The 23071-nt window shown below is 71.3% G+C and carries 22 protein-coding genes; 15 read left to right on the top strand and 7 right to left on the bottom strand.

The window, feature by feature from the left end; genetic code table 11:
* Window positions 1-5: 5 nt before the first annotated feature.
* Entirely contained in the window at window positions 6-773 is a 768-nt protein-coding gene (locus FPZ12_RS24805) for an enoyl-CoA hydratase-related protein (protein ID WP_144751230.1), read from the bottom strand.
* 81 nt (window positions 774-854) lie between these two features.
* On the opposite strand from FPZ12_RS24805, the gene FPZ12_RS24800 reads away from it, so the two are divergent.
* Genes FPZ12_RS24800 through FPZ12_RS24765 form a run of 8 tightly spaced genes read left to right on the top strand, consistent with a single transcriptional unit; the run spans window position 855 to window position 8486 of the window.
* On the top strand, window positions 855-2015 hold the full coding sequence (locus tag FPZ12_RS24800; RefSeq protein WP_144751227.1) for an acyl-CoA dehydrogenase family protein: 1161 nt from the start codon (window positions 855-857) through the stop codon (window positions 2013-2015).
* A 2-nt stretch (window positions 2016-2017) separates the two neighbouring features.
* A complete protein-coding gene (locus tag FPZ12_RS46060; protein WP_208025985.1) occupies window positions 2018-2368 on the top strand; it encodes a Rossmann fold domain-containing protein in 351 nt (116 codons plus the stop codon).
* Window positions 2365-3633 (top strand): phenylacetate--CoA ligase family protein, encoded by a 1269-nt coding sequence (locus tag FPZ12_RS24790; RefSeq protein WP_144751225.1) that lies wholly within the window; start codon window positions 2365-2367, stop codon window positions 3631-3633. The genes FPZ12_RS46060 and FPZ12_RS24790 overlap by 4 nt, the downstream gene beginning before the upstream one ends.
* A complete protein-coding gene (locus FPZ12_RS24785) occupies window positions 3623-4801 on the top strand; it encodes a thiolase family protein (RefSeq protein WP_208025984.1) in 1179 nt (392 codons plus the stop codon). The genes FPZ12_RS24790 and FPZ12_RS24785 overlap by 11 nt, the downstream gene beginning before the upstream one ends.
* Window positions 4801-6183 (top strand): 3-hydroxyacyl-CoA dehydrogenase NAD-binding domain-containing protein, encoded by a 1383-nt coding sequence (locus FPZ12_RS24780; RefSeq protein ID WP_208025983.1) that lies wholly within the window; start codon window positions 4801-4803, stop codon window positions 6181-6183. Before FPZ12_RS24785 ends, FPZ12_RS24780 begins: the two co-directional genes overlap by 1 nt.
* Window positions 6180-6884, top strand: coding sequence for a CoA-transferase (locus FPZ12_RS24775; protein WP_144751223.1), 705 nt, complete (start codon window positions 6180-6182; stop codon window positions 6882-6884). The genes FPZ12_RS24780 and FPZ12_RS24775 overlap by 4 nt, the downstream gene beginning before the upstream one ends.
* Entirely contained in the window at window positions 6881-7600 is a 720-nt protein-coding gene (locus FPZ12_RS24770) for a co-chaperone HscB (RefSeq protein WP_144751221.1), read from the top strand. Before FPZ12_RS24775 ends, FPZ12_RS24770 begins: the two co-directional genes overlap by 4 nt.
* Window positions 7593-8486: an SDR family NAD(P)-dependent oxidoreductase gene (locus tag FPZ12_RS24765; protein WP_144751218.1), complete on the top strand. Its 894-nt coding sequence runs from the start codon at window positions 7593-7595 to the stop codon at window positions 8484-8486. Before FPZ12_RS24770 ends, FPZ12_RS24765 begins: the two co-directional genes overlap by 8 nt.
* On the opposite strand, the gene FPZ12_RS24760 is transcribed toward FPZ12_RS24765, so the two are convergent.
* Window positions 8474-9037, bottom strand: a complete 564-nt coding sequence (locus FPZ12_RS24760; RefSeq protein ID WP_144751216.1) for a TetR/AcrR family transcriptional regulator — start codon at window positions 9035-9037, stop codon at window positions 8474-8476. The two genes, FPZ12_RS24765 and FPZ12_RS24760, sit on opposite strands and share 13 nt — an antisense overlap.
* Window positions 9038-9122: 85 nt before the next feature.
* Here FPZ12_RS24760 and FPZ12_RS24755 point away from each other — a divergent pair, with 85 nt between their 5' ends.
* Window positions 9123-9827 (top strand): SDR family NAD(P)-dependent oxidoreductase, encoded by a 705-nt coding sequence (locus tag FPZ12_RS24755; protein WP_144751214.1) that lies wholly within the window; start codon window positions 9123-9125, stop codon window positions 9825-9827.
* Window positions 9828-10101: 274 nt separating this feature from the next.
* Here FPZ12_RS24755 and FPZ12_RS24750 read toward each other — a convergent pair whose 3' ends face one another.
* Window positions 10102-10899, bottom strand: coding sequence for an IclR family transcriptional regulator (locus FPZ12_RS24750; RefSeq protein ID WP_144751212.1), 798 nt, complete (start codon window positions 10897-10899; stop codon window positions 10102-10104).
* 38 nt (window positions 10900-10937) lie between these two features.
* Window positions 10938-12503 carry an AMP-binding protein gene (locus tag FPZ12_RS24745; RefSeq protein WP_144751210.1) on the bottom strand — a complete coding sequence of 522 codons (1566 nt, stop codon included), beginning with the start codon at window positions 12501-12503 and terminating at the stop codon, window positions 10938-10940.
* A 128-nt stretch (window positions 12504-12631) separates the two neighbouring features.
* Here FPZ12_RS24745 and FPZ12_RS24740 point away from each other — a divergent pair, with 128 nt between their 5' ends.
* Genes FPZ12_RS24740 through FPZ12_RS24725 form a run of 4 tightly spaced genes read left to right on the top strand, consistent with a single transcriptional unit; the run spans window position 12632 to window position 16620 of the window.
* Window positions 12632-13495 carry an isocitrate lyase/PEP mutase family protein gene (locus FPZ12_RS24740; RefSeq protein ID WP_144751208.1) on the top strand — a complete coding sequence of 288 codons (864 nt, stop codon included), beginning with the start codon at window positions 12632-12634 and terminating at the stop codon, window positions 13493-13495.
* Complete coding sequence (locus FPZ12_RS24735) at window positions 13492-14766, top strand: 3-isopropylmalate dehydratase large subunit (RefSeq protein ID WP_243770010.1); 1275 nt, start codon at window positions 13492-13494, stop codon at window positions 14764-14766. The genes FPZ12_RS24740 and FPZ12_RS24735 overlap by 4 nt, the downstream gene beginning before the upstream one ends.
* The gene (locus FPZ12_RS24730) at window positions 14763-15281 is read left to right on the top strand and encodes a 3-isopropylmalate dehydratase small subunit (RefSeq protein WP_144751206.1); all 519 of its coding nucleotides are present in this window, start codon (window positions 14763-14765) and stop codon (window positions 15279-15281) included. The genes FPZ12_RS24735 and FPZ12_RS24730 overlap by 4 nt, the downstream gene beginning before the upstream one ends.
* A 25-nt stretch (window positions 15282-15306) precedes the next feature.
* Window positions 15307-16620 (top strand): MFS transporter, encoded by a 1314-nt coding sequence (locus FPZ12_RS24725; RefSeq protein ID WP_144751204.1) that lies wholly within the window; start codon window positions 15307-15309, stop codon window positions 16618-16620.
* A gap of 12 nt (window positions 16621-16632) precedes the next feature.
* Here the strand turns inward: FPZ12_RS24725 and FPZ12_RS24720 are convergent, their stop codons facing one another.
* The 3 genes from FPZ12_RS24720 to FPZ12_RS24710 form a co-directional block, all read right to left on the bottom strand.
* Window positions 16633-17556, bottom strand: coding sequence for a sigma-70 family RNA polymerase sigma factor (locus FPZ12_RS24720; protein ID WP_144751202.1), 924 nt, complete (start codon window positions 17554-17556; stop codon window positions 16633-16635).
* Window positions 17553-18953, bottom strand: a complete 1401-nt coding sequence (locus FPZ12_RS24715) for a DHA2 family efflux MFS transporter permease subunit (protein ID WP_144751200.1) — start codon at window positions 18951-18953, stop codon at window positions 17553-17555. The genes FPZ12_RS24720 and FPZ12_RS24715 overlap by 4 nt, the downstream gene beginning before the upstream one ends.
* A gap of 84 nt (window positions 18954-19037) precedes the next feature.
* Window positions 19038-20069: a TRM11 family SAM-dependent methyltransferase gene (locus FPZ12_RS24710; protein ID WP_144751198.1), complete on the bottom strand. Its 1032-nt coding sequence runs from the start codon at window positions 20067-20069 to the stop codon at window positions 19038-19040.
* Window positions 20070-20301: 232 nt separating this feature from the next.
* Here FPZ12_RS24710 and FPZ12_RS24705 point away from each other — a divergent pair, with 232 nt between their 5' ends.
* Window positions 20302-21618 carry an MATE family efflux transporter gene (locus FPZ12_RS24705; RefSeq protein ID WP_243770009.1) on the top strand — a complete coding sequence of 439 codons (1317 nt, stop codon included), beginning with the start codon at window positions 20302-20304 and terminating at the stop codon, window positions 21616-21618.
* Between the two features lie 134 nt (window positions 21619-21752).
* The gene (locus tag FPZ12_RS24700) at window positions 21753-23069 is read left to right on the top strand and encodes an MFS transporter (RefSeq protein ID WP_144751194.1); all 1317 of its coding nucleotides are present in this window, start codon (window positions 21753-21755) and stop codon (window positions 23067-23069) included.
* Window positions 23070-23071 lie beyond the last annotated feature (2 nt).

Raw genomic sequence — 23071 nt, 5'->3', positions numbered from 1 at the left:
GACTCCTAACGTCCGCTGAACCGGGGTGCCCGCTTCTCCAGCAGCGCGGTGATCCCCTCGACGTGATCCTCGCTCGACAGCAGCAAAAGCAGCTGCTGCCGCTCGTACTCCAGCGCGGCGGCCAGCGGCAGTTCCTCCGCCCGGCGCACCGCGGACCGCGCGGCGCGCACCGCGAGCGGCCCGTTCGCGGCGATCTCCGTGGCCACGTCCACCGCCGCGGCGACCACTCGCTCGGCAGGCACGATCCGGTGCACCAGGCCGAGTTCCCGCGCCTCGAAGGCGTCCACCGATCGCCCGGTCAGCACAAGTCCGGCCGCGGCGTACCGGCCCGCGGCCCGTGCCCACCGCTGCGTCCCGCCCGCGCCGGGTACCAGCCCCAGCTTCACCTCCGGCTGCCCGAACACCGCGGTGTCGGCGGCCACGACGAGGTCGGCCGTCAGCGCGAGTTCGCAGCCGCCGCCGAGCGCGAACCCGGCGACCGCCGCCACGAGCGTCGTTTCCACCGCGCCGAGCCGTTTCCAGCTCGCGGCCCGCGCGGAACCGGCGTACTCGACCGGCGAGATCTCCCTGAGCTGCCGGACATCCGCGCCCGAGGCGAACAGTTTCGTGCCGCCGGTCAGCACGATCGCGCGGACGCCGGGGTCGGCGTCCAGACCGTCCACAGTGTCCGCCAGCTCGGCCAGCATTTCCGTGGACAGCGCGTTTCTGGTCTCCGGAGCGTCCAGGGTCACCACGGCGACGGCTTCGTGGTGCCCGACGGTGACTGTGCTCATTCGCGGCCCCTTGACTTCGATCGGCCCCCGTGTACCTTTGTCAGCATCTACGTCGACGTTGATTTTGGCAAGGGAGCGGCGATGACAGTGCTCTGGGAACCCGCGTTGGACGCCGATGCCGTGCGATGGCGCGATCTCGCCCGCAAGATCTCCGAGGAGCGGTTCGCCCCGCTGGCCGAGGAGCTCGACCGCGAGCAGCGCTACCCGGACGAGCACATCGCGACTTTCGTGGAGACCGGGTTGTCCGGGATGCTCGTGCCTGCTGAGTACGGCGGGAGCGGGCTGTCCATGACCGCCATCGCCGCGGTCGTCGAGGAGGTCTCCGCGGCCTGCGCGTCCACCGGCGCGATCCTCGCCGCGCACACCCTCGGCGCGGTGCCGGTGAAGCTCGCGGGCACCGACGAGCAGCGGCGCGACGTGCTCGGCCCGCTGCGTGACGGCGAGGCGATCAGCTTCGCGCTCACGGAGGAAGGCGCGGGCAGCGACGCGGCGGCGCTGCGCGCACGCGCGGAGGCCGACGGCGACGGATACCGGCTCTACGGCGAGAAGATCTACATCGGCAACGGCAGCATCTCGACCCGCTACGTCGTCTTCGCCAAGACAGACCCCGAAGCCGGCGCGCGCGGCATCACCGCCTTCATCGTCCCGGCGGACGCGCCCGGCGTCACGATCGACCGCATCGAAGACAAGATGGGCATCCGTGGCACTCGCACGAGCAACCTGAAGCTCGACGGCGTGCGCGTCGGGCCCGCGGACGTGCTCGGCGAGGTGGGGCGCGGGCTCAAACTGGCGCTGCGCACGCTCGACCTCGGCCGGGTTTCCGTTGCCGCGCAAGGACTCGGCCTCGCGCTGGCCGCGTACCGGCTCGCGGCGTCGGAGGCGGTGAAGCGGCATACGTTCGGCAAACCGCTGATCGACAACCAGGGCATCGGCTTCCGGCTCGCCGACCTCGCGGTGGACCTGTCCGCGGCGCGGATGCTCACCTACGAAGCCGCCGCGGCCTACGACGCGGGTAAGCCGGTGTCGCTGCCCGGCGCGATGGCCAAGCTGCACACCAGCGAAGTGGCGCACCGCGCGGTCGATCTCGCCGTGCAGGTCTTCGGCGGCGCGGGCTTCTGCAAGCCCTGCCCGGCGGAGCGGCTCTACCGTGACCAGCGCGTCCTGGAGATCTACGAGGGCTCGTCGGAGATCCAGCGGCTCGTGCTGTCGCGGGCGGTCGCGGCCGAGTTCGTCGGGGAGTGATCATGACCCAGGTGGTCGTCGAGGTCAGCGGCGAAGCGGGACTCGCGGAGACGGCGTCGGGCGCGGTGGCCGAGCGGCTCGGCGAAACCTTCGGCCAGGTCCGCGAAGCGTTGCAGCACTTGGAGTCCGGCGACGCCGTGCTGCTGAAGTACACGGTGGGGGAGGACGGCACGGCACTCGCCGCCGCGCTCGCGTCGCTCTGCCGGACGCTGGCTCGCGAAGCCGCGCCGCGCGGTGTCCGCGTGAACGCCATCCTCGCCACGCCGGACGCGCGGATCGACCAGCTGGCCGACTTCCTCGGCAGCGACGCGAGCGTGATGTGTACCGGCGCGGTCCTCGAGGCCACCCCATGACGGGCCGCACGCCGTTGCGGGCTCAGTTGGAGCGTGTCGCCACGACGAGCCGGTACTACCGCAGGCAGTGGGACGAACTCGGCTGGCGGCCCGGCGACGAGTTCACCGCGCTGCCGTTCACGACCAAGGCCGACTACCAGCGTTCACTGGAGAACTCGCCGCCGTACGGGGATTTCCTCGCCGTACCAAGGGAAAAAGTCGCCAGGGTCCACTTCTCCTCGGGCACCACAGGCCGGCCCACGCCGGTCGCCTGGACCCGCGACGATCTCGATCGCTGGGCCGAGCTCTACGCCCGCGCCGCGTACAGCCAGGGCGTGCGGCCCGGTGACGTGTACCAGTGCCTGTTCTCGTTCGCGTGGTTCGTCGGCGGGCTCGGCGGCACCCTCGGCTACACCGAGCTCGGCGCCACCGTCATCCCCGGCGGTTCTGGCGACACGGAACGCCAGATCGACACGATCTTCCGCTACGGCACCACCGCGGTCGGTGGCACGCCGTCGTTCCTGCTGCACCTGGCCGATCGCGCCCGCGCGCTGGGCCGTCCGTTGAACGAGTCCGGCGTGCGGCACGTGATGACCGGCGGCGAGCCGGGCGGCGCCGTCCCCGCGACGCGCGAGCTGATCGAGCGTGAATGGGGCGCGCGCTGCTTCGACGGCTACGGCTGCCTGGAGTTCCAGCCGATCGCGTGGGAGTGCGAGGCGCAGGCCGGCGGTCACCTCAACGAAGACTTCGTGCACGCCGAGGTCGTCGACCCGGTCACGCACGCCCCGGTGCCGGACGGTGCCGAAGGCGTACTCGTGCTGACCCACCTCGACAAACAGGCATGCCCGCTCGTGCGGTGGTGGACCGGCGACGTCGTGGCGCTCGACCGCACGCCGTGTGCCTGCGGCCGCATCGACGCCCGGCTCGCCGGCGGTGTTCGCGGCCGGGCCGACGACATGCTCGTAGTGCGCGGGGTGAACGTCTTCCCGTCCGCGGTGGAGAACGTCGTGCGCCGCACGGTCGGCGACCTCGCCGAATTCCGCGTCGTGCTCGACCCGTCGCTCGCGGACCCCGCCACCGGCTACCCGACCGCCCTGCGCCTGCAGGTCGAAGCGGCGGCCGAGGGCGAGCTGCCCGCGAAGCTGGCCACCGCGCTGCGGGCGGAACTGCAGGTGCGCGCGGTCGTCGACATCGTCGCGCCAGGGCAGCTGCCCCGCACTACCCACAAGGCGCGCCGGGTGGTCCGCGCGTCCGACGAACGAGAGGTGCCCCACCGTGTCCCGTGACGTCATGCTGCTCGGTGCCGTGCGCACGCCCAACGGGCGCTACGGCGGTTCCTTACGCCAGGTCGGCGCCGTCGAGCTCGGCGTGCTGGCCGCCCGCGAGGCGGTCGCCCGCGCCGGGGTGCGGCCGGAACTGGTCGAGGAGGTCGTGTTCTCGAACTGCCGCCAGGCGGGCAACGGCCCCAACCCCGGCCGCCAGGTCGCGCTGCGCGCCGGGTTCCCGCAGGAAACTCCGGCACAGACGATCAACATGGCCTGCGCGTCCGGGCTCAAGGCGATTCACCTTGCGCAGCAGGCGATCCTGTCCGGCGGCGCGGACATCGCGGTGGCCGTCGCGGCGGAGTCGATGAGCACCATGCCCTATCTCGCGCCGTCGTCGTTGCGGTGGGGCGGGGTGAAGCGCGGCGACATCGTGCTCGCCGACGGCTGGCGCGACGGCGGCACGGATCCGGTGTGCGGGCTGAACATGGGGCAGACGGCCGAACGGATCGCGGAGCGGTTCGGGGTCTCGCGCGCCGATCAGGACGCGTGGTCGCTGCGCTCGCACCAGCGTGTCGCGGAAGCATGGCGGGAAGGCCGGTTCGCGGGGCAGGTCGTCGAGGTTCCGTTGGAGGACGGCGACGTGCTCGATCGTGACGAGGGTTTCCGCCCCGACACGTCGGCGGAACGGCTGGCGAAACTCAAACCGTCCTTTGTGGAGGGTGGCACGGTGACGGCGGGCAACGCCAGCCAGATGGCGGACGGCGCCGCGGCGATCGTGCTCGCCAGCGCGGCCGCGGTCTCCGCGCACGGCCTTGTGCCGCAAGGGAAAATGCGGTCCTTCAGCGCGGTCGGGGTGGACCCGGCGGTGATGGGCGTCGGCCCGTCCCACGCGATCCCGAAGGCGCTGGACACGGCGGGCGTGAAACCGGGCGACCTCGATCTGGTGGAGATCAACGAGGCGTTCGCGGCGCAGATCGTGCAGAACGTGCGCGCGCTGGCGCTGGACGAGGAGCGCGTGAACGTCAACGGCGGCGGTATCGCGCTCGGGCATCCCACGGGCCAGAGCGGATGCCGGCTCGTCGTGTCGTTGCTGCACGAACTGGCGCGCCGGGACGAAACCCTGGGCGTGGCGAGTCTTTGCGTCGGAGGCGGCCAGGGCGTGGCCGCGGTGATCGAGCGGGTGGCGTGATGGGTGAGCTGTCGGGTCTGCGGGTGGCGGTGGCCGGGCTCGGCCCCATGGGCCGCGGGATCGCGCGGGTGTTCGCGCAAGCCGGGGCGGCGGTGGCGATCGTCGATGTCGACGAAGAGACCACGGCGCGCGGGCACGCGAAAATCCTCGAAGACGGGCCGGTCGACGTCACACCGGCGGCGAGCGTCGCGGAGGCGGCGCGGGACGCGGACCTGTTCATCGAAGCCATCGTCGAGCGGTTCGAGGCGAAACTGGCGCTGCTGGACCGGATCCGGGCGGCCGGGAACGCCGCGCTCGTGGTCGCGTCGAACACGTCGTCGCTCAGCATCGGTGAACTCGGTGCGGCGTATGGGGATCCGGCGCGCGTGATCGGGATGCACTTCTTCAACCCGCCGACGAAAATGCGGCTGGTCGAGATCATCCGCGGCGCCCGCACCGATCCGGAGGTGGTCGACCGCGCGCGGGCCTGGGCCACCGGTCTCGGCAAGACGGCCGTGCTGTGCGCGGACTCGCCGAACTTCATCGTCAACCGCGTCTGCCGTCCGCTGTACTACGAATCGCAGCTGCTGGTGACCCAGGGCGTGCCGCCCGCGGTCGTCGACGCGGCGGTCAAGGGCGCGCTCGGGCATCGCATGGGGCCGTTGGAACTACTGGACTTCACGGGCCTGCACACGCATCTCGGCTCGTCCGAGACAGCGCTGCGTGAGTTCGGCGATCCGCGCTACCGCCCCATCCCGCTCACCCGGCAGCTGGTGCGCGCGGGAACGACCGGCCGTGCCGCGGGGCGCGGGTACTACGACTACGCGCTGGGTAAACCGCGTGAGGCGCAAGCGGAAGTGGTCCGGCAGCCGAAGGAATCCGCCGCGAAGGTCCAGCTCTACCGGACGACCACCTGCACGCCCGAGGATGTCGCGGCGGTCCGCGATCTGGCGAACCAGGGCCGCGTCGCGGTCGATTCGTCGGCGGGCGGCTGGGTCGAGCACCTGCCCGATGGCGTCGGCTGGGTCCGGCTGCACGGCCGGTTCGCCGAGGTCGTCGACGACCCGGTGGCGAAGATCGCGCCCGCGCACGATGTGGCCGACGCGCTCGGCGTCGCGTCGGTGCCCGTGCTCGCGTTGCCGGGCCTGGTGGTGGACCGGCTGATGCAGACGATGGCCAACGAGGCGCTGACCGTCGTCGAGGAGGGCACGGCCACCGGCGAGGACGTGAACCTCGCGCTCCGGCTCGGCATGAACCATCCCGTGGGCCCGCTGGAGTACCTGGAGCAGGTCGGTGCGCCGGAGGTGCTCGCCGGGCTCCGGGCACTGCAGGAAGGATTCGGTGACCCGCGGTATCGCCCGGCGCAGCTGCTGGTGCGCCAGGCCGCCGGAAGCCGCCGGTGAACGCGGATCTCGCCGCGGCCGTCGCGCGGGTGAGCCCGGGCGACACGGTCTGGCTCGGCAATTTCGGCGCGCAGTTGTTCGCGGTGGGCGAGGAGCTGATCCGGCAGCGGGCGCGGGAGCTGCACCTCGTGATCGGGTCCGGCGGGCTGCTCCTGGACCGGCTGATCGAGGCCGGTGTCGTCGCCGAGGCGACGTTCGCGCACTGCTGGAGCGCGGTCGGCCCGGCGCCCACCAGGAACTTCCGCCGCGCGTGGCAGCACGGTTCGGCCATCACCTGGCACGAACTTCCGCTGGGCGCTCTGTCGGCCGCGTTGACCGCCGCGGCGCGGGGAGTCCCGTTCGCGCCGGTCCCGCTGCACCCGGAAACGGGGTATCGCGACTGGTCCGGCGGGATGCTCGCGGAGGCCGCGTCGCCGTTCGGCGCGGCGACCGTCGTGCGCGCTCTGCCGTTGGACTTCGCCTTCGTGCACGCGAGCGTCGCCGCTCCGAACGGTGCCACTGCGATCGGTTACCCGGCGGGGGAAGCGTTTGCGGCGGCCCAGGCGGCGCGGCACGTCGTGGTCGTGGCGGAGGAGCTCGGCCCGGTCGCGACGGCGGATTTGCCCGGCCTGCTGGTGGAAACCGTGGTGGTGGCGCCGGGTTCCGTCGCGCCGGACGGCGTGCCCGGCCGGTATCCGCGCGACGTCGGGGCCTACGCATGAACGACGAAGTCCTCGCCTTCCTCGTCCGGGCCGCGCGGGAGTTCCGGGGCTGGGTGTTCACCGGGTTCCACTGGCCGGTGCTGGCCGGCGAAGTGGCCGTCCGACTGGGTTCGCCGGTGCGGCAGCTGTTCGAGGCCGGGTTCGCCACCGATGGTCCGGCGGACACGCTGCCGACGTCCACCACGGACTTCGCGGCGTTCGGCTCGGCGATCGCCTGGCGCGGCAGCACCGGCGACGTCCTCGGGGGTCTCGTGCGCCGCGCGGATCTCGTCGTGCTCGACGCCGCGAACGTCGACCTCGCCGGCCGCGTCAACTCGACCGCCATCGGCGACTACGCCCGGCCCAAGGTCCGGCTGCCCGGCGGGGGAGGGGCGGCCGACGCGGCGGCCGGCGCCCGGAATCTCCTGTTGCTGCACGGAGGTTCGGACCCCGCCCGGATCGTCGCGCGGGTCGGCCACGTGACGGCCGCGCCGACGGCGAGAGTGCGGCTGCTGACCCGCTGGGGAACCCTCGAACTCGGTGCGGCGCCCCGTCTGCTGACATCGGCGGGCGAAGACGCGGCCTTCCTCGCGCGCCTGCGCGAGCTGGGAGTCGACGCGGAAGCGCCGGTACCGGAGAAGCCGCCCTCGACGCAGGAGGCGGCGGTGGCCGCCAAGGTACTGACCGAGGCGGCCGGACGCGGTTACGTCGTGGCACGGGAGGCTGTTCATGGGTGACGGGATTCTGGACGGGCGCGCGGTCATCGTCACCGGCGCGGGCCGGGGCCTGGGCCGGGCGTACGCGCTCGACCTCGCCGCCCACGGCGCCTGTGTGATGGTCAACGACATCGATGCCGCGGAGGCCGGGGCCGTGGCCGGGGAGATCGGCGGGAAAGCGCTTCCCAGCACCCACGACGTGAGCGATCCGGCGGCCGTCGAAGCCATGGTCGAGGCGTGTGTCCGCGAGTTCGGCGGGCTCCACGGCCTGGTCAACAACGCCGGGCTCTATCACGAATCCCTGCCGTGGGAGGAAAACCCGGCGGCCATCCAGCGTGCGGTGTCGGTGAACGTGATCGGCGCGTTACTGTGCCAGGCCGCGGCTTCGCGGGTGATGACAGGGGGTGGCGCGATCGTCAACGCCTCCTCGGGCGGGATGTTCGGCTTCCCCGCCGTTTCCACTTACGCCGCGACGAAAGGCGCGCTCGCCGCGCTCACGTTCAGCTCCGCGCTGGACCTCGAAGCCAGGGACATCCGGGTGAACGCGATCTCGCCGATGGCACTGACCAGGATGACCGGCAACGCGCTCGGCCGCGAGCTCGCACCGTCCACTTCGAACGCGCCGCCGCTGGCCGGGATCGAGGACAAACCGCCGGAGCGGATCGCGCCACTGGTCACGTTCCTGCTCAGCGATCTCGCCGCCGGGATCACCGGCCAGTTCCTCCGCTTCGACGGCGCCAAGGTCTCCGTCGTGACCACGAACGCCTTCGCCGACCACCCCTTCGCGACCGCCGGGACCTGGGACCCCGCCGCGTTCGCAAACGCTTTCACCGGCCCGCTCGCGGAACACCTGCAACCGTACGGGGTCGAGCGGCGCCTCCCGCCGCGTGCGCGTTACGGCGCCTGAACCCGGCAGCCGTCCAGGAGGAATCCGAGGTGGCGACGCCAGTCGCCGAGGGAGAACTCGCCAACGCGGGAAGTGGAGACCACGGCCACGATCAGGTCCTCGGCGGTGAAGTCGGCGCGAAGGCCGCCTTCCTCGTGCGCTCGGCCGATGACGCGGCCCAGCACCTCCCACACCTGGCTCTTGGCGCGGTCGATCCTGGGCACGCCGGGGAAGGTCATGACGCAGACCTCGCTCAGGCCCCGGTCCACGGACTGCATCTCGCAGGTCCGCTCGACGAAATGCGTGAAACCCTCCCACGCGTCCTCGAACTTCAACGCTTCTTCGCCGATTTCGGCCCACTTCTCGATGACCTCGGCGAAGATCTCCTCGATCAGCGCCGTGCGGCTGGGAAAGCGGTTGTAGAGGGTGCCGATGGCCACGCCGGCCTTGCGTGCGATCTCCTCCAGCGGCGCATCGAGCCCCTTCTCGCCGAACACGTCGCGCGCTGCCGCGAGGAGGAGCTCACGGTTGCGCTGGGCGTCCCGGCGAAGCGGGCGCGGTTCGGCCGCCATGTCCCGATTATAAGCAACTTGAGGATGTCCTCAACTTCAGCTACCGTGTCGAACTTGAGGAGACCCTCAACTTGGGAGGCTGGACATGAAACGACTGGCGATCTTCGGGGCCGGGCCGGGTATGGGCCTGGCGACGGCGCGGCGGTTCGGCAAGGAGGGATTCGAGGTCGCACTCGTGTCCCGCAACGGTGCGCGGCTGGAGTCCTTTGTGGACATATTGACGTCGGAAGGCCTGCGGGCCAAGGGGATTGCCGCGGATCTCGCCGACATCTCCGGGCACGCGGACCTCGTCGCCGGGCTCGGCCACGTCGACGTCGCGGTGATCAACGGCTTCCTGGACATGTCGGCGATCCGGCCCGCCTTGGACATCGACGTGGACACGATGCGCACGGCCTTGGAGGGTGCCGTGCTCGCGCCGCTGTCCCTCACGCGGCTGCTGCTGCCCGGCATGCTCGACCGGGGCGACGGCGGGCTGCTCTACGGTTTCGGGGCGTCGGCGAAGAACCCGCTGCCCGCGCTCGCCGGCGCCGGGACGGCACAGGCGAGCCTGCGCAACTACGCCTTCAACCTCAACCTCGCCTTGGCGGACAAGGGAATCTACGTCGGCGCGCTGACCATCGGCGCCCTGATCCGCGAAAGCGACGCCGAGGCCCTGTTCGACGCCGACCCCGCCGCCCGGCGAGGGTTCGAACCGGAGATGGCCGAACCGGCCGACCTCGCCGACCGCCTCTGGCGCATGTACACCGAACGCGCCACGCCGGAGGAGACGGTCGGCAGCCTGGCGGCCTGAGGCCCCGAACCCCACGCACCGGATCCGCTGCCCTCGGCCGAACACGCCCCCGATGACCATGCGGCCAGGTTGTTTTTTGATAGCGGCGGAGCCGCTTGCTGTGGGCCGTCAGCTGGCACCGCCGGGGGTGGTGGTCGGTCTGGCGGGTGGGAATTCACGAGGAGGCGATCCCACAGCCAGGGCCGCCTTGAACGGGCTCCGCCGCGCGGAGCGTCCGTTGAGGGTGGCGGGGCCCCAACCCGCACTGCCACGCAACCCACCTTGGGAACAGTCTCTAAGCCCCTTCGGCCAGATCCTTGGGGGAGCCGAGGCGTGAGGACAGGGTGCTCGCCGCCTCGCGAACCGCGCCGATCATGCCGACCAGCCTGCTGCCGCGGAAGTTCCCGGCCGGGCCGCCGAGGCTGAGCGTCGCCTCCAGCGTGCCGTCTCGGTCGAACACCGGCGCCGCGATCGCGCCGACGCCGGTCAGGTAGTCCTCGTCGCTGATGGTGTAGCCCTCGGCGCGGATCTTGTCCAGCTGCGCCGCCAGCTCGGCCGGGTCGGCGACCGTGTGCTCGGTGTAGGACTCCAGCGGCCGGGCCAGCCACTGCTCGCGCAGCTCGGGCCGGTAGGCGAGCATGGTCATCGGCCCGGCGGCGGCGTGGTAGGGCAGCACGGTGCCGATCCCGATGTGCTTGACCGACAACGGGCTCGCCCCCTCGAACAGGTCGATCACCACCGCGCCGCCGTCCCCGGGCACCATCAGGTAAGCGGTGTCGCCGAACTGGCCGGCCAGCGAGAGCAGCAGCGGCCGCGCCTCGTCGCGCAGGCTGAACCCGGCGAGCGCCACGGAGCCGAGCCCGAACAGCTTCATCCCGATCTTGTAGTCGCCCTCCGGGGTGCGGGTCAGCCAGCCCATCCGCACCAGCGTGGTGAGCAGCCGGTGGGTGGTCGTCTTGTTCAGCCCTGTCGCCGCCGACAGTTCCGAAAGCCCGAGCGTGGGCCGGTTCTCCCCGAAGCACTCGAGCAGCTGCCCGGCCCGGAAGACCGAGTTCACCACGTTCTTCGGGTCGTCGTCGCCGTTGGCGGGCATCGCGCTCTCTTTCCGTCGTACTGCAGCGCCGACGATACTCACGCGTACCGGCCGCGCAGGAGCTTCTTGTCCAGTTTGCCGACACTGGTCTTCGGGACCTCTTCGACGAACTCGAACCGGTCGGCCACCTGCCACTTCGGCACCCGCGTGAGCAGGAACTCCCGCAGCCGCGCCGCTTCCACTTCGGCGGAGGTGGCCACGACGGCGAGCGGGCGCTCGTCCCACTTCGGGTCCGGCACGGCGATCACCGCCGCCTCGCGGACGGCCGGGTGGGCGAGCAGGTGGTTCTCCAGGTCGACCGAGGAGATCCACTCGCCGCCGGACTTCACGAGGTCCTTGGTGCGGTCGACGAGCCGGACGTACCCGCGCGCGTCGACCGTCGCGACGTCGCCGGTCCGCAGCCAGCGCCGGCCGTCCTCGTCGGTGAACTTCTCTTCGGTACCAGCGGTATCCGGCTGGTGGTACGCGGCGACGACGTACGGCCCGCTGATCCGCAACTCGCCGTCCGCGCCCACCTTCGTGGCGAGCCCTGGCATCGGCCTGCCCTGGCTGGTCCGGTAGTCCTCGCCGCCGCCGCCGACCGGCGGACCGGCCACCAGGCCGACCGGAGAGCACTCGGTCATGCCCCAGGCGTGGACGGGTTCGATCCCGAGTCCGGACAGCTGGGTCAGCAACGTTTCCGACGCGGCCGAGCCGCCGATCACCACCCGCCGCAACGAACTCAGGGCCGCTTCGCCGACCTCGCCTGCTCGCACGGCCGTGACGAGGTTCGACCACACCGTGGGCACCGCGGCCGAGAAGGTCGCGCCGGTGGCCTCGATGCACTCCGCGAGTGAGGCGGGATCCGTTGCGGCGGCGGGGAAAGCGAGCCCCGCGCCGGCGAGCAGCGCCGCGTAGGGCAGGTTCCACGAGTTCGCGTGGAACATCGGCACCACGGGCAGCACGACGTCGTGGTGGGAGATGGCGAACGTGTCGGCGCCGCACAACGTCAGCGCGTGCAGGTAGACCGAGCGGTGGCTGTAGACGACCGCCTTGGGCTTGCCGGTGGTGCCCGAGGTGTAGCAGATCCCGCTCGCCTCGTGCTCGTCTTCCGGGCGGTACCAGGGTTTCCGCGCGGCCACGGGTAGCTCGCCCAGCCGCACCACGACCGCTTTCCCGTGCCGCCCTGGCAGTTCCGGCGCCGGCCCGTAGACCAGCACGTGCTCCACGCAGTCCGGCGGGTCGACCCGCGCCCAGGTGTTCCAGAGCGTGCCGTCGACGAGCACGACGCGGTCCCGCGCGTGCCCGACCGTGTAGGCGATTTCGTCCGCCGAGAGCCGGATGTTGATGGTGTGCAGGACCAGCCCGCTGCCCGGCACGGCGATGTACGCGGCCAGGTGCCCGGCGGTGTTCCAGCCGAACGTGCCCACCGGGTCGCCCGGGGCCAGGCCGAGTCCGGCGAGCAGGGCGGCCAGGCCCCGGGCCCGCTCGAAGACCGCGCCGAAGGTGGACGTGGTCAGCCCGTCCGGCTCCCGCGTGACGACGCTCCGGTCCGCGAACAGCGCCTCGGCCCGGTCGAAGACCAGGTGCAGTCCCAGTGGTTCCGCCTGCATCACCGCACGCATCGCACCTCCATCGCCGTGCGTTTCGGATAACGGTACACGATCCGATTTTGCGGGATCGACCGTTGACACTCCCAGGACCGGCGCCTTACGGTTTTCGGAACAGGGTCCGCTATACGGAAAGGTGCTCGATGTCGACCACCACGCCGCCCGAGTTGCCCGCGTCCGACCTGGTCTTCGCGCCGGGGGTCTGGGACGGGCTCACCGCACGGATGGCCGAGCAGGCGGGCTTCGCCGCGCTCTGCGCCTCCGGCTTCGCCATCTCCGCCAGCCTGGGCTATCCCGATGCCGAGCTCTTCACGATGAGCGAGAACCTCGAAGCCGTTCGCAAGATCCGCGAAGCCAGCGCGCTGCCGCTGATCGCCGACATCGACACCGGCTACGGCAACGCGCTCAACGCCGCGCGCACCGCCCGCCGCTTCGCCGACGCCGGGGTCGCCGCGGTGTTCATGGAGGACCAGGAGTCGCCCAAACGCTGCCCGATCTGCGTCGGTGACCCGGTTCCCTTGCTGGACACCGAAACCGCCGCCGGCAAGATCCGCGCGGCGCGCGACGCCGCCGGCGGCCGGATGCGGTTGATCGCCCGCACCGACGCCAGCGGCGACGAGGCGCTGCGCCGCGCCGAAGCCTACGTCGCCGCGGGCGCGGACATGATCATGCCGGTCACCAAGACCTTCTCCACCACCGAAGAATGGGCGAAGTGCCACGAGGTCACCGGCGTCCCGCTGGTGGCCACGCTGACCGCCTCCGCGTGGACGGAGAAGGAGTTCACCCCGGACGTCCTGCGGGAGATCGGCGTGCGGATCGCGCTGCTGCCGACCCAGCCGCTGATGGCCGCGGCCGGCGCGCTCAAGGCCTGCTTCGGCCGGCTCGCCGCGGGGGAGCCGCCCGCGCGGGTCAGCGCGGATGCCTTGCCGCACCACGATTTCGTCGACCTCATCGGGTTCGGCCAGGTCGAAGAGGATCAGCGCCGCTACCTGCCTGCCGGGAAGTGAGCACCGTGCCGCAGACGATCACCGAGAAGATCCTCGCCCGCGCCGGCGGGGTGCCCGCGGTTTCCCCGGGGCAGAACCTGCCGTTCCGGCCGGACCACATGGTGGCCTACGACTTCCCCGGCTACACCGACGTGATGTTCAAGCAGATGCACGACGACTTCGGCATCACGAAGCTCGACGACCCGGAGCGCTACCTCGTCTTCATCGACCACATGCTCACCAAGGGCGACGAACGCGAGGAGAAGATCCACCAGGTCACCCGCGACTGGTGCGAGTTCTACGGCGTCACCCTGCACGAGGCGCGCGGCATCGGGCACCAGGTCACCGCCGAGCTGGGCTACGCGCTGCCCGGGCGGTTCCTGATCCACTTCGACGGGCACGTCAGCGGGCTCGGCGCGTTCGGCGCGCTCGGCTGGGGCGTGCGCCGCGACCTGCTCGAAGCCTGGGTCACCGGGCAGATCTACCTCGACGTCCCCGGTTCGGTGCGGTTCGACCTCAGCGGCGAGTTCGCCCCAGGTGTGGACAACCGCGACCTCATCCACGCGATCATCTCCCGGCTCGGCGCGGACGGCTGCGCGCACCAGGTGATGGAGTTCGGCGGGCCGGGCGCGGCGACGATGAGCATCGGACGCCGCCAGGGCCTGTGCGGGATGGCGATGTTCACCGGCGCCGTGTCGGCGATCTTCAACCCCGACGAGGTCTCGCTCGAGTTCGCGAAACGCGTCGCGAAAACGCCGTACGAACCGCTTTTCAGCGACCCGGACGCGTCCTACACCGGCAGGCACGCCTTCGATCTGTCCACTGTGGAGCCTCAGGTGGTGCTGCCGGGTTCGGCCCGCTCGGCGAACACCCACGCGGTCGGCGAGCTGGCGGGGACCAGCGTCACCAAGGCGTTCATCGGTTCCTGCGCCAGCGGGCGGATCGAGGACATCCGCGCCGCCGCGGACGTGCTGGGCGGCAAGAAGGTCGCGGCGGGGGTCGAGCTCAACGTGGTGCCCACATCCGCCGAGATCCACCGCCAGGCGGAGGGGGAAGGCCTGCTCGACGTGCTGCGCACGGCCGGGGCGAACATCGCGACGTCCAGCTGTGACTTCTGCTTCGGCTACCAGAAACCTTTGGCGGAGGGGGAGAACTGCATCTCCACCGGGGTGCTCAACATCTCGGGCCGGATGGGCAGCACCGCGGCGAACATCTACATGGGCTCGGCGTACACGGTCGCCGCGAGCGCGCTCACCGGCCGGATCAGCGACCCGAGGGAGGTGCGGGAATGAGCGAGGTGCCGGACGTGCTCCGCGGCCGCGTCGCGTGGATCTTCGGCGACGACTTCGACGTCGACCTGATCATCGGCGTGGAGAACATCAAGTACTACGACGCGGACGTGCTGCGGAAGGTCACGATGACCGCGTACGAAGCGGATTTCGCCGAGCGGGTCCGGCCGGGGGACGTGATCGTCGGCGGCCGGAACTTCGGCTACGGGCACCCGCACTACCCGCCGATGGTCGCGCTGCGGAACCTCGGCGTTTCCGCGGTGCTGGCCGAGTCGTTCTCGCCCGGCTTCTGGCGCGGCGAGACCTACAACGGGATGCCGCTGATCACCGTGCCCGGCATCGGTTCCCGGGTACGGCGCTGGGACGAGCTGGAAGTCGACTGGCGCCACGCCCGCGTCCACCTGCCCGGCGGGGACGTGCTCGACGGCACCCCGCCCAGCCCCCGGGTCGTCAAGATCCTCGAAGCCGGTGGCAGCCTTCGGTTGCTGCTCGCCGAACACCGCGCCCCCGCCCGCTGACCACCACCCCACCGAGGAGCTCGCGATGAGCCTTGCCCCCGGCGCCACCGATGTCGCCACGACCTATTCGCCGAGACTGACCCGCCGCGCCGCGCTCGCGGGCGGGGTCGGCACGCTCGTCGAGTACTACGACTTCAGCGTGTACGGCTTCCTCGCCGTCACCATCGCCCCGTTGTTCTTCCCCAGCAGCAACAGCACGGCCTCGATGCTCTCGGCGCTGGCGGTCTTCGCCTCCGGCTACCTCGTGCGGCCGCTGGGCGGCATCTTCTTCGGCTGGCTCGGCGACCGCTACGGCCGCCGCGTCCCGCTCGTCGCGACCGTGCTCGGCATGGGCGTGTGCTCGGGCCTGCTCGGTTTCCTGCCCACGTATGCGAGCGCGGGGGTGTTCGCGCCGTTGCTGCTCGTGGTTTTCCGCCTGCTCGGCGGTTTCTGCGCGGGCGGCGAGATCGGCGGCGCGGCCACCTACATCGCCGAGTCGACCCCGCCCGCGCGGCGCGGGTTCTTCGGTTCCTTCACCCCGTTCGGTTCGACGTTCGGATTCGCCGTCGCGGCAACGGTCGTCGGCATCGTGTCCAGCGCGTCGACCTCGGCGGCGATGACGTCGTGGGGCTGGCGGATCCCGTTCCTGCTGTGCCTGCCGCTGGCGGTGCTGTGCCTGTGGGCCCGGCGGAAGCTGGAGGACACCCCGGAGTTCGTCCGCACCAAGGAAAGCGGCGAGCGCACGCGGTGGCCGCTGCTGCAGGTGCTGCGCACGAACCCGCTTTCGGTGCTGCGCGTCATGGGCATCGCCGTCGCGACGAACGGCAGTGGCTACATCGGACTGACCTACGTCAGCGTGTACCTGATCAAGACCCTGCACTACCCGTCGGGCCAGGTGTACTGGCTGTCCGCGGCGGTGATCGGGCTGGCGTGCCTGACGATGCCGCTGGCCGGGCTGCTGTCCGACCGCTGGGGCCGCCGCCGGGTGCTGGTCATCGGGCTTGCCGGGTACCTGGTGATCGCGTACCCGGTGCTGGCCGTCATGGACGCCGCGTCGAGCATCTTCGTGGTGGGGCTGGTGTACCTGCTGTTCATGATCTTCAACGCGCTGCTGCAGGTGCCCGCGTTCCCGATGTTCACCGAGCTGTTCCCCGGCAAGGTGCGCTACACCGGCGTCGCGCTGGGCTTCAACCTCGGCACCATCCTGGCCGGCGGCACCGCCCCGTACGTGGCGACGCTGCTGGTGGAGAAGACCGGCAGCCACACCTCGCCCGCGTTCTGGGTGATGGGTGTCGCCGTCGTCGGGCTGGTCAGCCTGCTCGGCCTGCGCGAGACGGCGAACACCGCACTGCCCCGGTGAACTCCCGGCCGGCTACCTCGTCGGCGGCAGCCCGAACGTCGCGAACAGCGCCGGGTCCTGGAAGGCCGCGACCCACGAGATCCCGTCCGGCGTCACGGTGTAGGCCGTGATGCTGTGCGCGTGGTGCACGCCGTCCTCGCCGAGGAGGTAGCCGGCGGTGCCGGGCCCGCCGTTCACCGTCACCGTGACCATCCGCCACCGGCCCGGCCGCAGCTTCGGCAGGAAGAAGCCGCGGAACGACTCCACCCCGCGGAACCAGTTCGCCCACGGCGGCATCTCCAGCACGACATCGTCCCGGAGCAGCGCGGTCAGCCCGTCGAGGTCCGCGTCCACGAACGCCTTGACGTACTTGTCGATCATGGCGCGCTGTTCGGCGTCAGGCGGCTCGGGCGCCGTGTCGCGATCGGCGAGCTCGGCCCGCGCGCGTTGCAGCGCGCTGTTCACCCCGGCTGGCGTGGTTTCCAGCAGCGCGGCCACTTCCGCCGCCCGCCACGCCAGCACGTCGCGCAGGATCAACACGGCGCGCTGGCGCGCGGGCAGCCGCTGCAGGGTGGTGACGAACGCCAGCCGGATCGTGTCGCGGGACTCGGCCAGCTCCGCCGGATCGACCGGAAAGGGTTGCAGCCACGGGATTTCCGGCTGGCGCACGAGCGGGCCGGCCGGGTCGTCGCTCGGGTTGCCCAATCCTGACGGCAGCGGACGGCGGTCCCGGCCGTCGAGCGCCGTCAGGCAGGCGTTCGTCGCGATCCGGTACAGCCAGGTGCGCAGCGAAGCGCGGCTGGAGTCGTAGTCCGCGCGGGCCCGCCAGGCGCGCAAATAGGTCTCCTGCACCAGGTCCTCGGCGTCGTGGACCGAGCCGAGCATCCGGTAGCAGTAGGCCAGCAGCTCGCGCCGGTACGGATCGGCGAGCCGCGCGAACTCGTCGTCTGTCTTCATCGGGCCTCCACCGTGGCGCGCCGCACGGGCACACTCTGGTCCGAACGCACCGGAATCCACAAGCCCACGATCGCGGCGGCGAGCGACAACCCGGCCCCGACGGCGATCGCGCGGGCGAACCCGTGGCCGAAGTCGGTGGCCGAGCCGAAGCCGCCGGCCGAGGTGAACACCGCGGACAGGATCACCACGCCGAACGTCCCGCCGAGCTGCCGCAGCGTGTTGAACGTCCCGGACGCCTTGCCGATCATCGGCGGCGGCACCGCCCCGATCACCGCGTTCTGCGCGGCGGGCATCGCCATCGACACCCCGACGCCGGCGAGCACCATCGGCGGCACCAGCGACACGTACGCCGTCGTCGTACTCGCGACCAGCGCGATCCAGCCGAACCCGGCCGCCTGCAACGTCATCCCCGCCACCAGTAGTCGCCGTTCGCCGATCCGGTTCATCCGCGCGCCCGCGATCGGTGCCACCAGCGACAGCGTCACCGTCCACGGCACGAGCGCCAGCCCGGCCTCCAGCGGGCTGTAGCGCAGACCGGCCTGGAAGAACTGCGCGAAGAAGAACGCCGAGCCGAAGATCGAGGCGTAGAGCAGGAAACCGGCGAAGTTCCCGGCCGCGAACGCCCGCGAGGTGAACAGCCTCATCGGCAGCATCGGCTCGGGCACCCGCCGCTCCCACTCCACGAACCCGGCCACGCACACCGCGCCGGCGATCAGCGGGACGAGTACTCCCGGCGTGCCCCAGCCGTCGGTGTTCGCGTGCACCAGCGCCCACACGATGCCCAGCGCGCCGACGCCGGCCAGCAGCAGCCCGCCGAAGTCGAGGCGTGCCGCGGCGCCCCGGCTTTCCGGGATCCTGGTGCGCGCGAGCGGGATCAGCAGCAGGCCGATCGGCACGTTGAGCCAGAAGATCCACTGCCACGCGAGTCCTTGCACGATCGCGCCGCCCACCAGCGGGCCGCCGAGCGTCGCCAGCCCGCTGACCCCGCTGAACAGGCCCAGCGCCTTGCCGCGCTGCGCGGGCGGGAACGCGGCCGAAAGCAGTGAGAACGCCAGCGGCATCACCATCGCCGACGCCGCGCCCTGGATCGCGCGGCCGGTGATGAGCAGCCCGGCGCCCGGCGCGACGGCGCATCCCGCCGACGCGACGGTGAACACGGCGAGCCCGATGACGAACAACCGCCGCCTGCCGAACCGGTCGCCGAGCGCGGCGGCCGTCATGAGCAGCACGGCGAAGCTCAGCGTGTACGCGTTGACCGTCCACTCCAGCTCGGCGAGACCGGCGTGCAGGTCGAGCCTGATCGCGTTGAGCGCGGTGGTGACGACCAGCATGTCCAGCATCACCATCAGCGACGCGAGCGACGTCAGCGCCAGCACCCAGCGTTGTCTGTGGTCCACGAGATCCTCCCGGGGTAGTCCAGCTTGCGCGGGTACCTACCGGTGCGGGGCGCGGAACTCATCGCCGCCAAGGTCAGCGGCTTGTCAGGGTTTGCGGGCCACCATCAGGTCGCGCAGGATCGCCTGGTCCACGCGGTGCTCGAACCCGCCGAACGGGCCGTCCTCGCGGACCTCGAGCCCGGCGCCGGTGAGGATGCCGGCCAGCTCGTCGCGCTTGATCACGTGCGTGTTCCACGAGATGCCGAACGCGCCGCCCGCGCGCAGCGTGCGCACCCAGGCCGGCACCGAGTCGCGCAGCAGGTCGCGCGGGCTGCGGGAGAGTTCGTCGGACCGGTGGCTGCCGTGCTGCACCCCGTACGGCGCGTCGGTCACGACCACCTCCACCGAACCCGACTTGACCAGCCGGGTGCCCGTGGCGGTGTCGCAGTTGTAGTACGTGATCCGCCGCGCGTCGCCCGCCTTGTAGGCCTCCTTGGACAGCCCGAACTCCAGCTCGAGGCGCTGGCCGAGCTTGACCTTGTCGCGGCGCAGCTGCCCGGAGTCGGCGGTGTGCTTGATGCGCTTGGCGCGCAGCCAGGTCTTGATGAACTGCTCGTACGCCTCGAAATCACGTTTGTCGACGTCGATGCCGGTGGCGTCGAGGCCGTAGGTCATCGCCTGGTTCAGCGTGGTTCCCCTGCCGCACAACGGGTCCAGCACGTGCAGCGGGCGGTGCAGGAAGGCCGTCGGGTCCGAAGTGGACAGGAGTGTGACGTTGAGCAGCAGCTTGGTGAACAGCTCGTTCGTCTTGCCGGCGTACTTCTGGATGGTGAGCAGGTCCGAGTCGAACTTGTCCAGCGGCGTGACCTCGACCGGGCGCAGCAGCCCGCCTTCGAGCTCGAACAGCGCGTAGCGGGAGGAGAGGTTCGACAGCAGTGAGACGTCCTCTTCGGACAGTCGCTGCTCCGTGGAGAAAGTGACGTAGTCGATCCCGCCGATCCTCCGCTCGCCGATCTCGGCCGGCGGGGTGCTCAGCGCTTCGCCGAACACCGCCAGCTCGGCGCGCAACAGGGCCGGCGAGGAGTCGGCGTAGACCCGGTTCGCGGCCGGATAGAGGAGGATCCCGTAGTCGAACATCGAAAGAAGCCTAGCGACCACGACGCGAACGCCTCACGCTGCGGTGCCCTCGCTGAGGGGACTGTCGTCTTCCTCAGTCACGGCGTGTGACCTCCGCTCGTGAACTTCCCGCTCGAGGTGATGCGGCCGGATGCGGCGCTGCCCCACCGCGTCCACTGTGGATGGACCCCAGCGAGAGGATCAGCCGCCCGCGCCCGCCCGAACTGTCGCACCTGCTCGCTACGCTGGGCGGGTGGTCGATGTGACGGGGGAGCGGGTGCCCGCCAGGAAGGTGTTCGGGCTGGCGGTACCCGCCTTGGGGGTGCTGGCGGCCGAGCCGCTGTATGTGCTGGTGGACACCGCGGTGGTCGGCCACCTCGGCGCGCTGCCGCTGGCCGGGCTCGCGCTCGGTGGCGTCGTCCTGTCGCAGATCTCCACCCAGCTCACGTTCCTCTCCTACGGCACCACCTCGCGCACGGCCCGGCTGCACGGAGCCGGCCGCCGCGAGGAGGCGGTCAGCGAGGGCGTGCAGGCCACCTGGCTGGCGCTGGCGGTCGGCCTCGTGCTCGTGGTCGCCGGGCAGTTGCTCGCCCACCCGATCGCGCGGGCGCTCTCGGGCAGTGACGAGATCGCCGGCGCCGCCGTGTCCTGGTTGCGCATCGCGCTCTTCGGGGCGCCGCTGATCCTCGTCACGATGGCGGGCAACGGCTGGATGCGCGGCGTGCAGGACGCGGTCCGCCCGCTGCGCTATGTCTTGCTGGGCAACGGGATTTCCGCCGTCCTGTGCCCGGTCCTGGTGTATGCCGCGGGCTGGGGGCTGGCAGGCTCGGCGGTGGCGAACGTCGTCGCGCAGGTCATCTCCGCCGGGCTGTTCCTGCGTGCGCTGGTGGCGGAGAAGGCGCCGCTGCGGCCGCGCCTCTCGGTCATGCGCGCGCAGCTGACCCTCGGCCGTGACCTCGTGCTGCGCAGCCTCGCGTTCCAGGCCTGCTTCATCTCCGCGGCGGCCGTCGCGGCGCGCACGTCCACCGCCGCGGTCGGCGCGCACCAGATCGTGTTGCAGCTGTGGACTTTCCTCTCCCTCGTCCTCGATTCGGTCGCGATCGCGGCGCAGTCGCTCATCGGGGCGGCGCTCGGGGCGGAGTCGCGGTCCCGCGCGCAGGGCGTGGCCGGGCAGATCACCGCGTACGGCCTGATCTTCGGCTGCGCGCTGTGCGCGCTGTTCGCCGCGCTGTCACAGGTACTTCCGCACGCGTTCACCTCGGATCCGGCGGTGCTCGCCGAAGTACCGCACGCGTGGTGGTTCTTCGTTGTGCTGCAACCGATCGCCGGGGTCGTGTTCGCCCTCGACGGGGTGCTGCTCGGCGCCGGTGACGCGGCCTTCCTCCGCACCGCCACGCTGGCCAGCGCGGCGATCGGGTTCCTGCCGCTGATCTGGGTTTCGCTCGCGCTCGGCTGGGGGCTGACCGGGATCTGGACGGGACTGTCGCTGTTCATGGTGCTGCGCCTGGCGGCCGTCGTCTTCCGGTGGCGGTCCGGCCACTGGGCCGTCACAGGCGCGGTGCGCGGATGAAACGATGTGTCCGAAAACACCGGTATCACGGGTAAGTTTCACCGATGTGAAGTCGATACACCTTATGCGGGACCCCGCCCGCATTCCGCCGACTCCACAAGGAGGACTCCTTCGTGCCGCCCGAGCAGGCACCCGTGACCGGCAAAGCCAGCCGCCGGTCGTGGCTCATCTGGTTCACCGCAGCAGTCGTCTACCTCCTCGCAGTCTTCCACCGGGCGTCCTTCGGGGTCGCCGGCCTGGAAGCCGCCGACCGCTTCTCCGTCGGCGCCGCCGCTCTCGGCACCTTCACCGTCCTGCAGGTCGGCGTCTACGCCGCCATGCAGATCCCGACGGGGGTGCTCGTGGACCGCTACGGTCCGCGCAAGATCCTCGTCATCGCGCTGCTCTTCCTCGGCCTGGGCCAGATCCTGCTCGCGGTAGCGCATTCCTACGCGCTCGGCCTGCTCGCGCGCGGCGTGCTCGGCTTCGGTGACGCGCTCACGTTCGTCAGCGTGCTGCGCCTGATCGCCGCGCACTTCCCCGGCAGGCAGTACGCGGTGGTCACGTCGTTCACCACCGCGCTCGGCTACGTCGGCAACCTCGCCGCCACCGTCCCGCTCACCCTGCTGCTCGCCGGGCCGGGCTGGACGCCGACCTTCCTCGTGGTCGGCCTGATCACCGCGCTCTACGCCGCGTTCGTCGCCGCCCGCGTGCGCGACACCCCGGCCGGGCACACGGCCAAGGCCGCCCCGGTCGACAAGCGCGCGCTGCTGGGCCAGATAGCCACGGCCTGGCGGGTGCCCGGCACGCGGCTGGGTTTCTGGGTGCACTTCTCCACGATGTTCGCGCCGAACGTGCTGACCCTGTTGTGGGGCGTGCCTTTCCTCGTGCAGGGGGAGGGCATGGCCGCGGCGACGGCGAGCGCGCTGCTGACCGTGTTCGTGTTCGGCTCGATGATCGGCGGCCCCGTCGTGGGCAGCCTGATCGCGGCGCGGCCCGGGCTGCGGATGCCGCTCGTGATCGGTTATCTCACCGGCGCGGCGCTCGTGTGGGCGGTGCTGCTGAGCTGGCCGGGCACGATCCCGGTCGCGGTGCTGGTGCCCAGCTTCGCGTTCCTGTCGCTCGGCGGCCCGGCCTCGATGATCGGCTTCGCGCTCGCCCGCGACTACAACCCGCTGCGCCGTGTCGGCACGGCTACCGGTGTGGTCAACGTCGGCGGGTTCGTCGCCACCACGATCACGGCGCTGCTGATCGGTGTGCTGCTGCAGTGGACGGGCGGGAGCTTCCGGCTCGCTTTGCTCAGTGTGGTGGCGTTGCTGGCGCTGGGCACGTTCCGGATGCTGGTGTGGTGGCGCCGCACGAGGACCGAACTGTTCGCCGCGCAGGCCCGCGGTGAAGAGGTCCCGGTACAGGTCCGGCGCCGTGCGTTCGACGCCAGGGTGGTTGAGCCCGAGCGGGTGCCCGCGGCTTAGAG

Source organism: Amycolatopsis acidicola (genome assembly GCF_007713735.2).
Lineage (GTDB): Bacteria > Actinomycetota > Actinomycetes > Mycobacteriales > Pseudonocardiaceae > Amycolatopsis_E > Amycolatopsis_E acidicola.
This window is presented reverse-complemented; position numbering and strand designations above follow the sequence as displayed.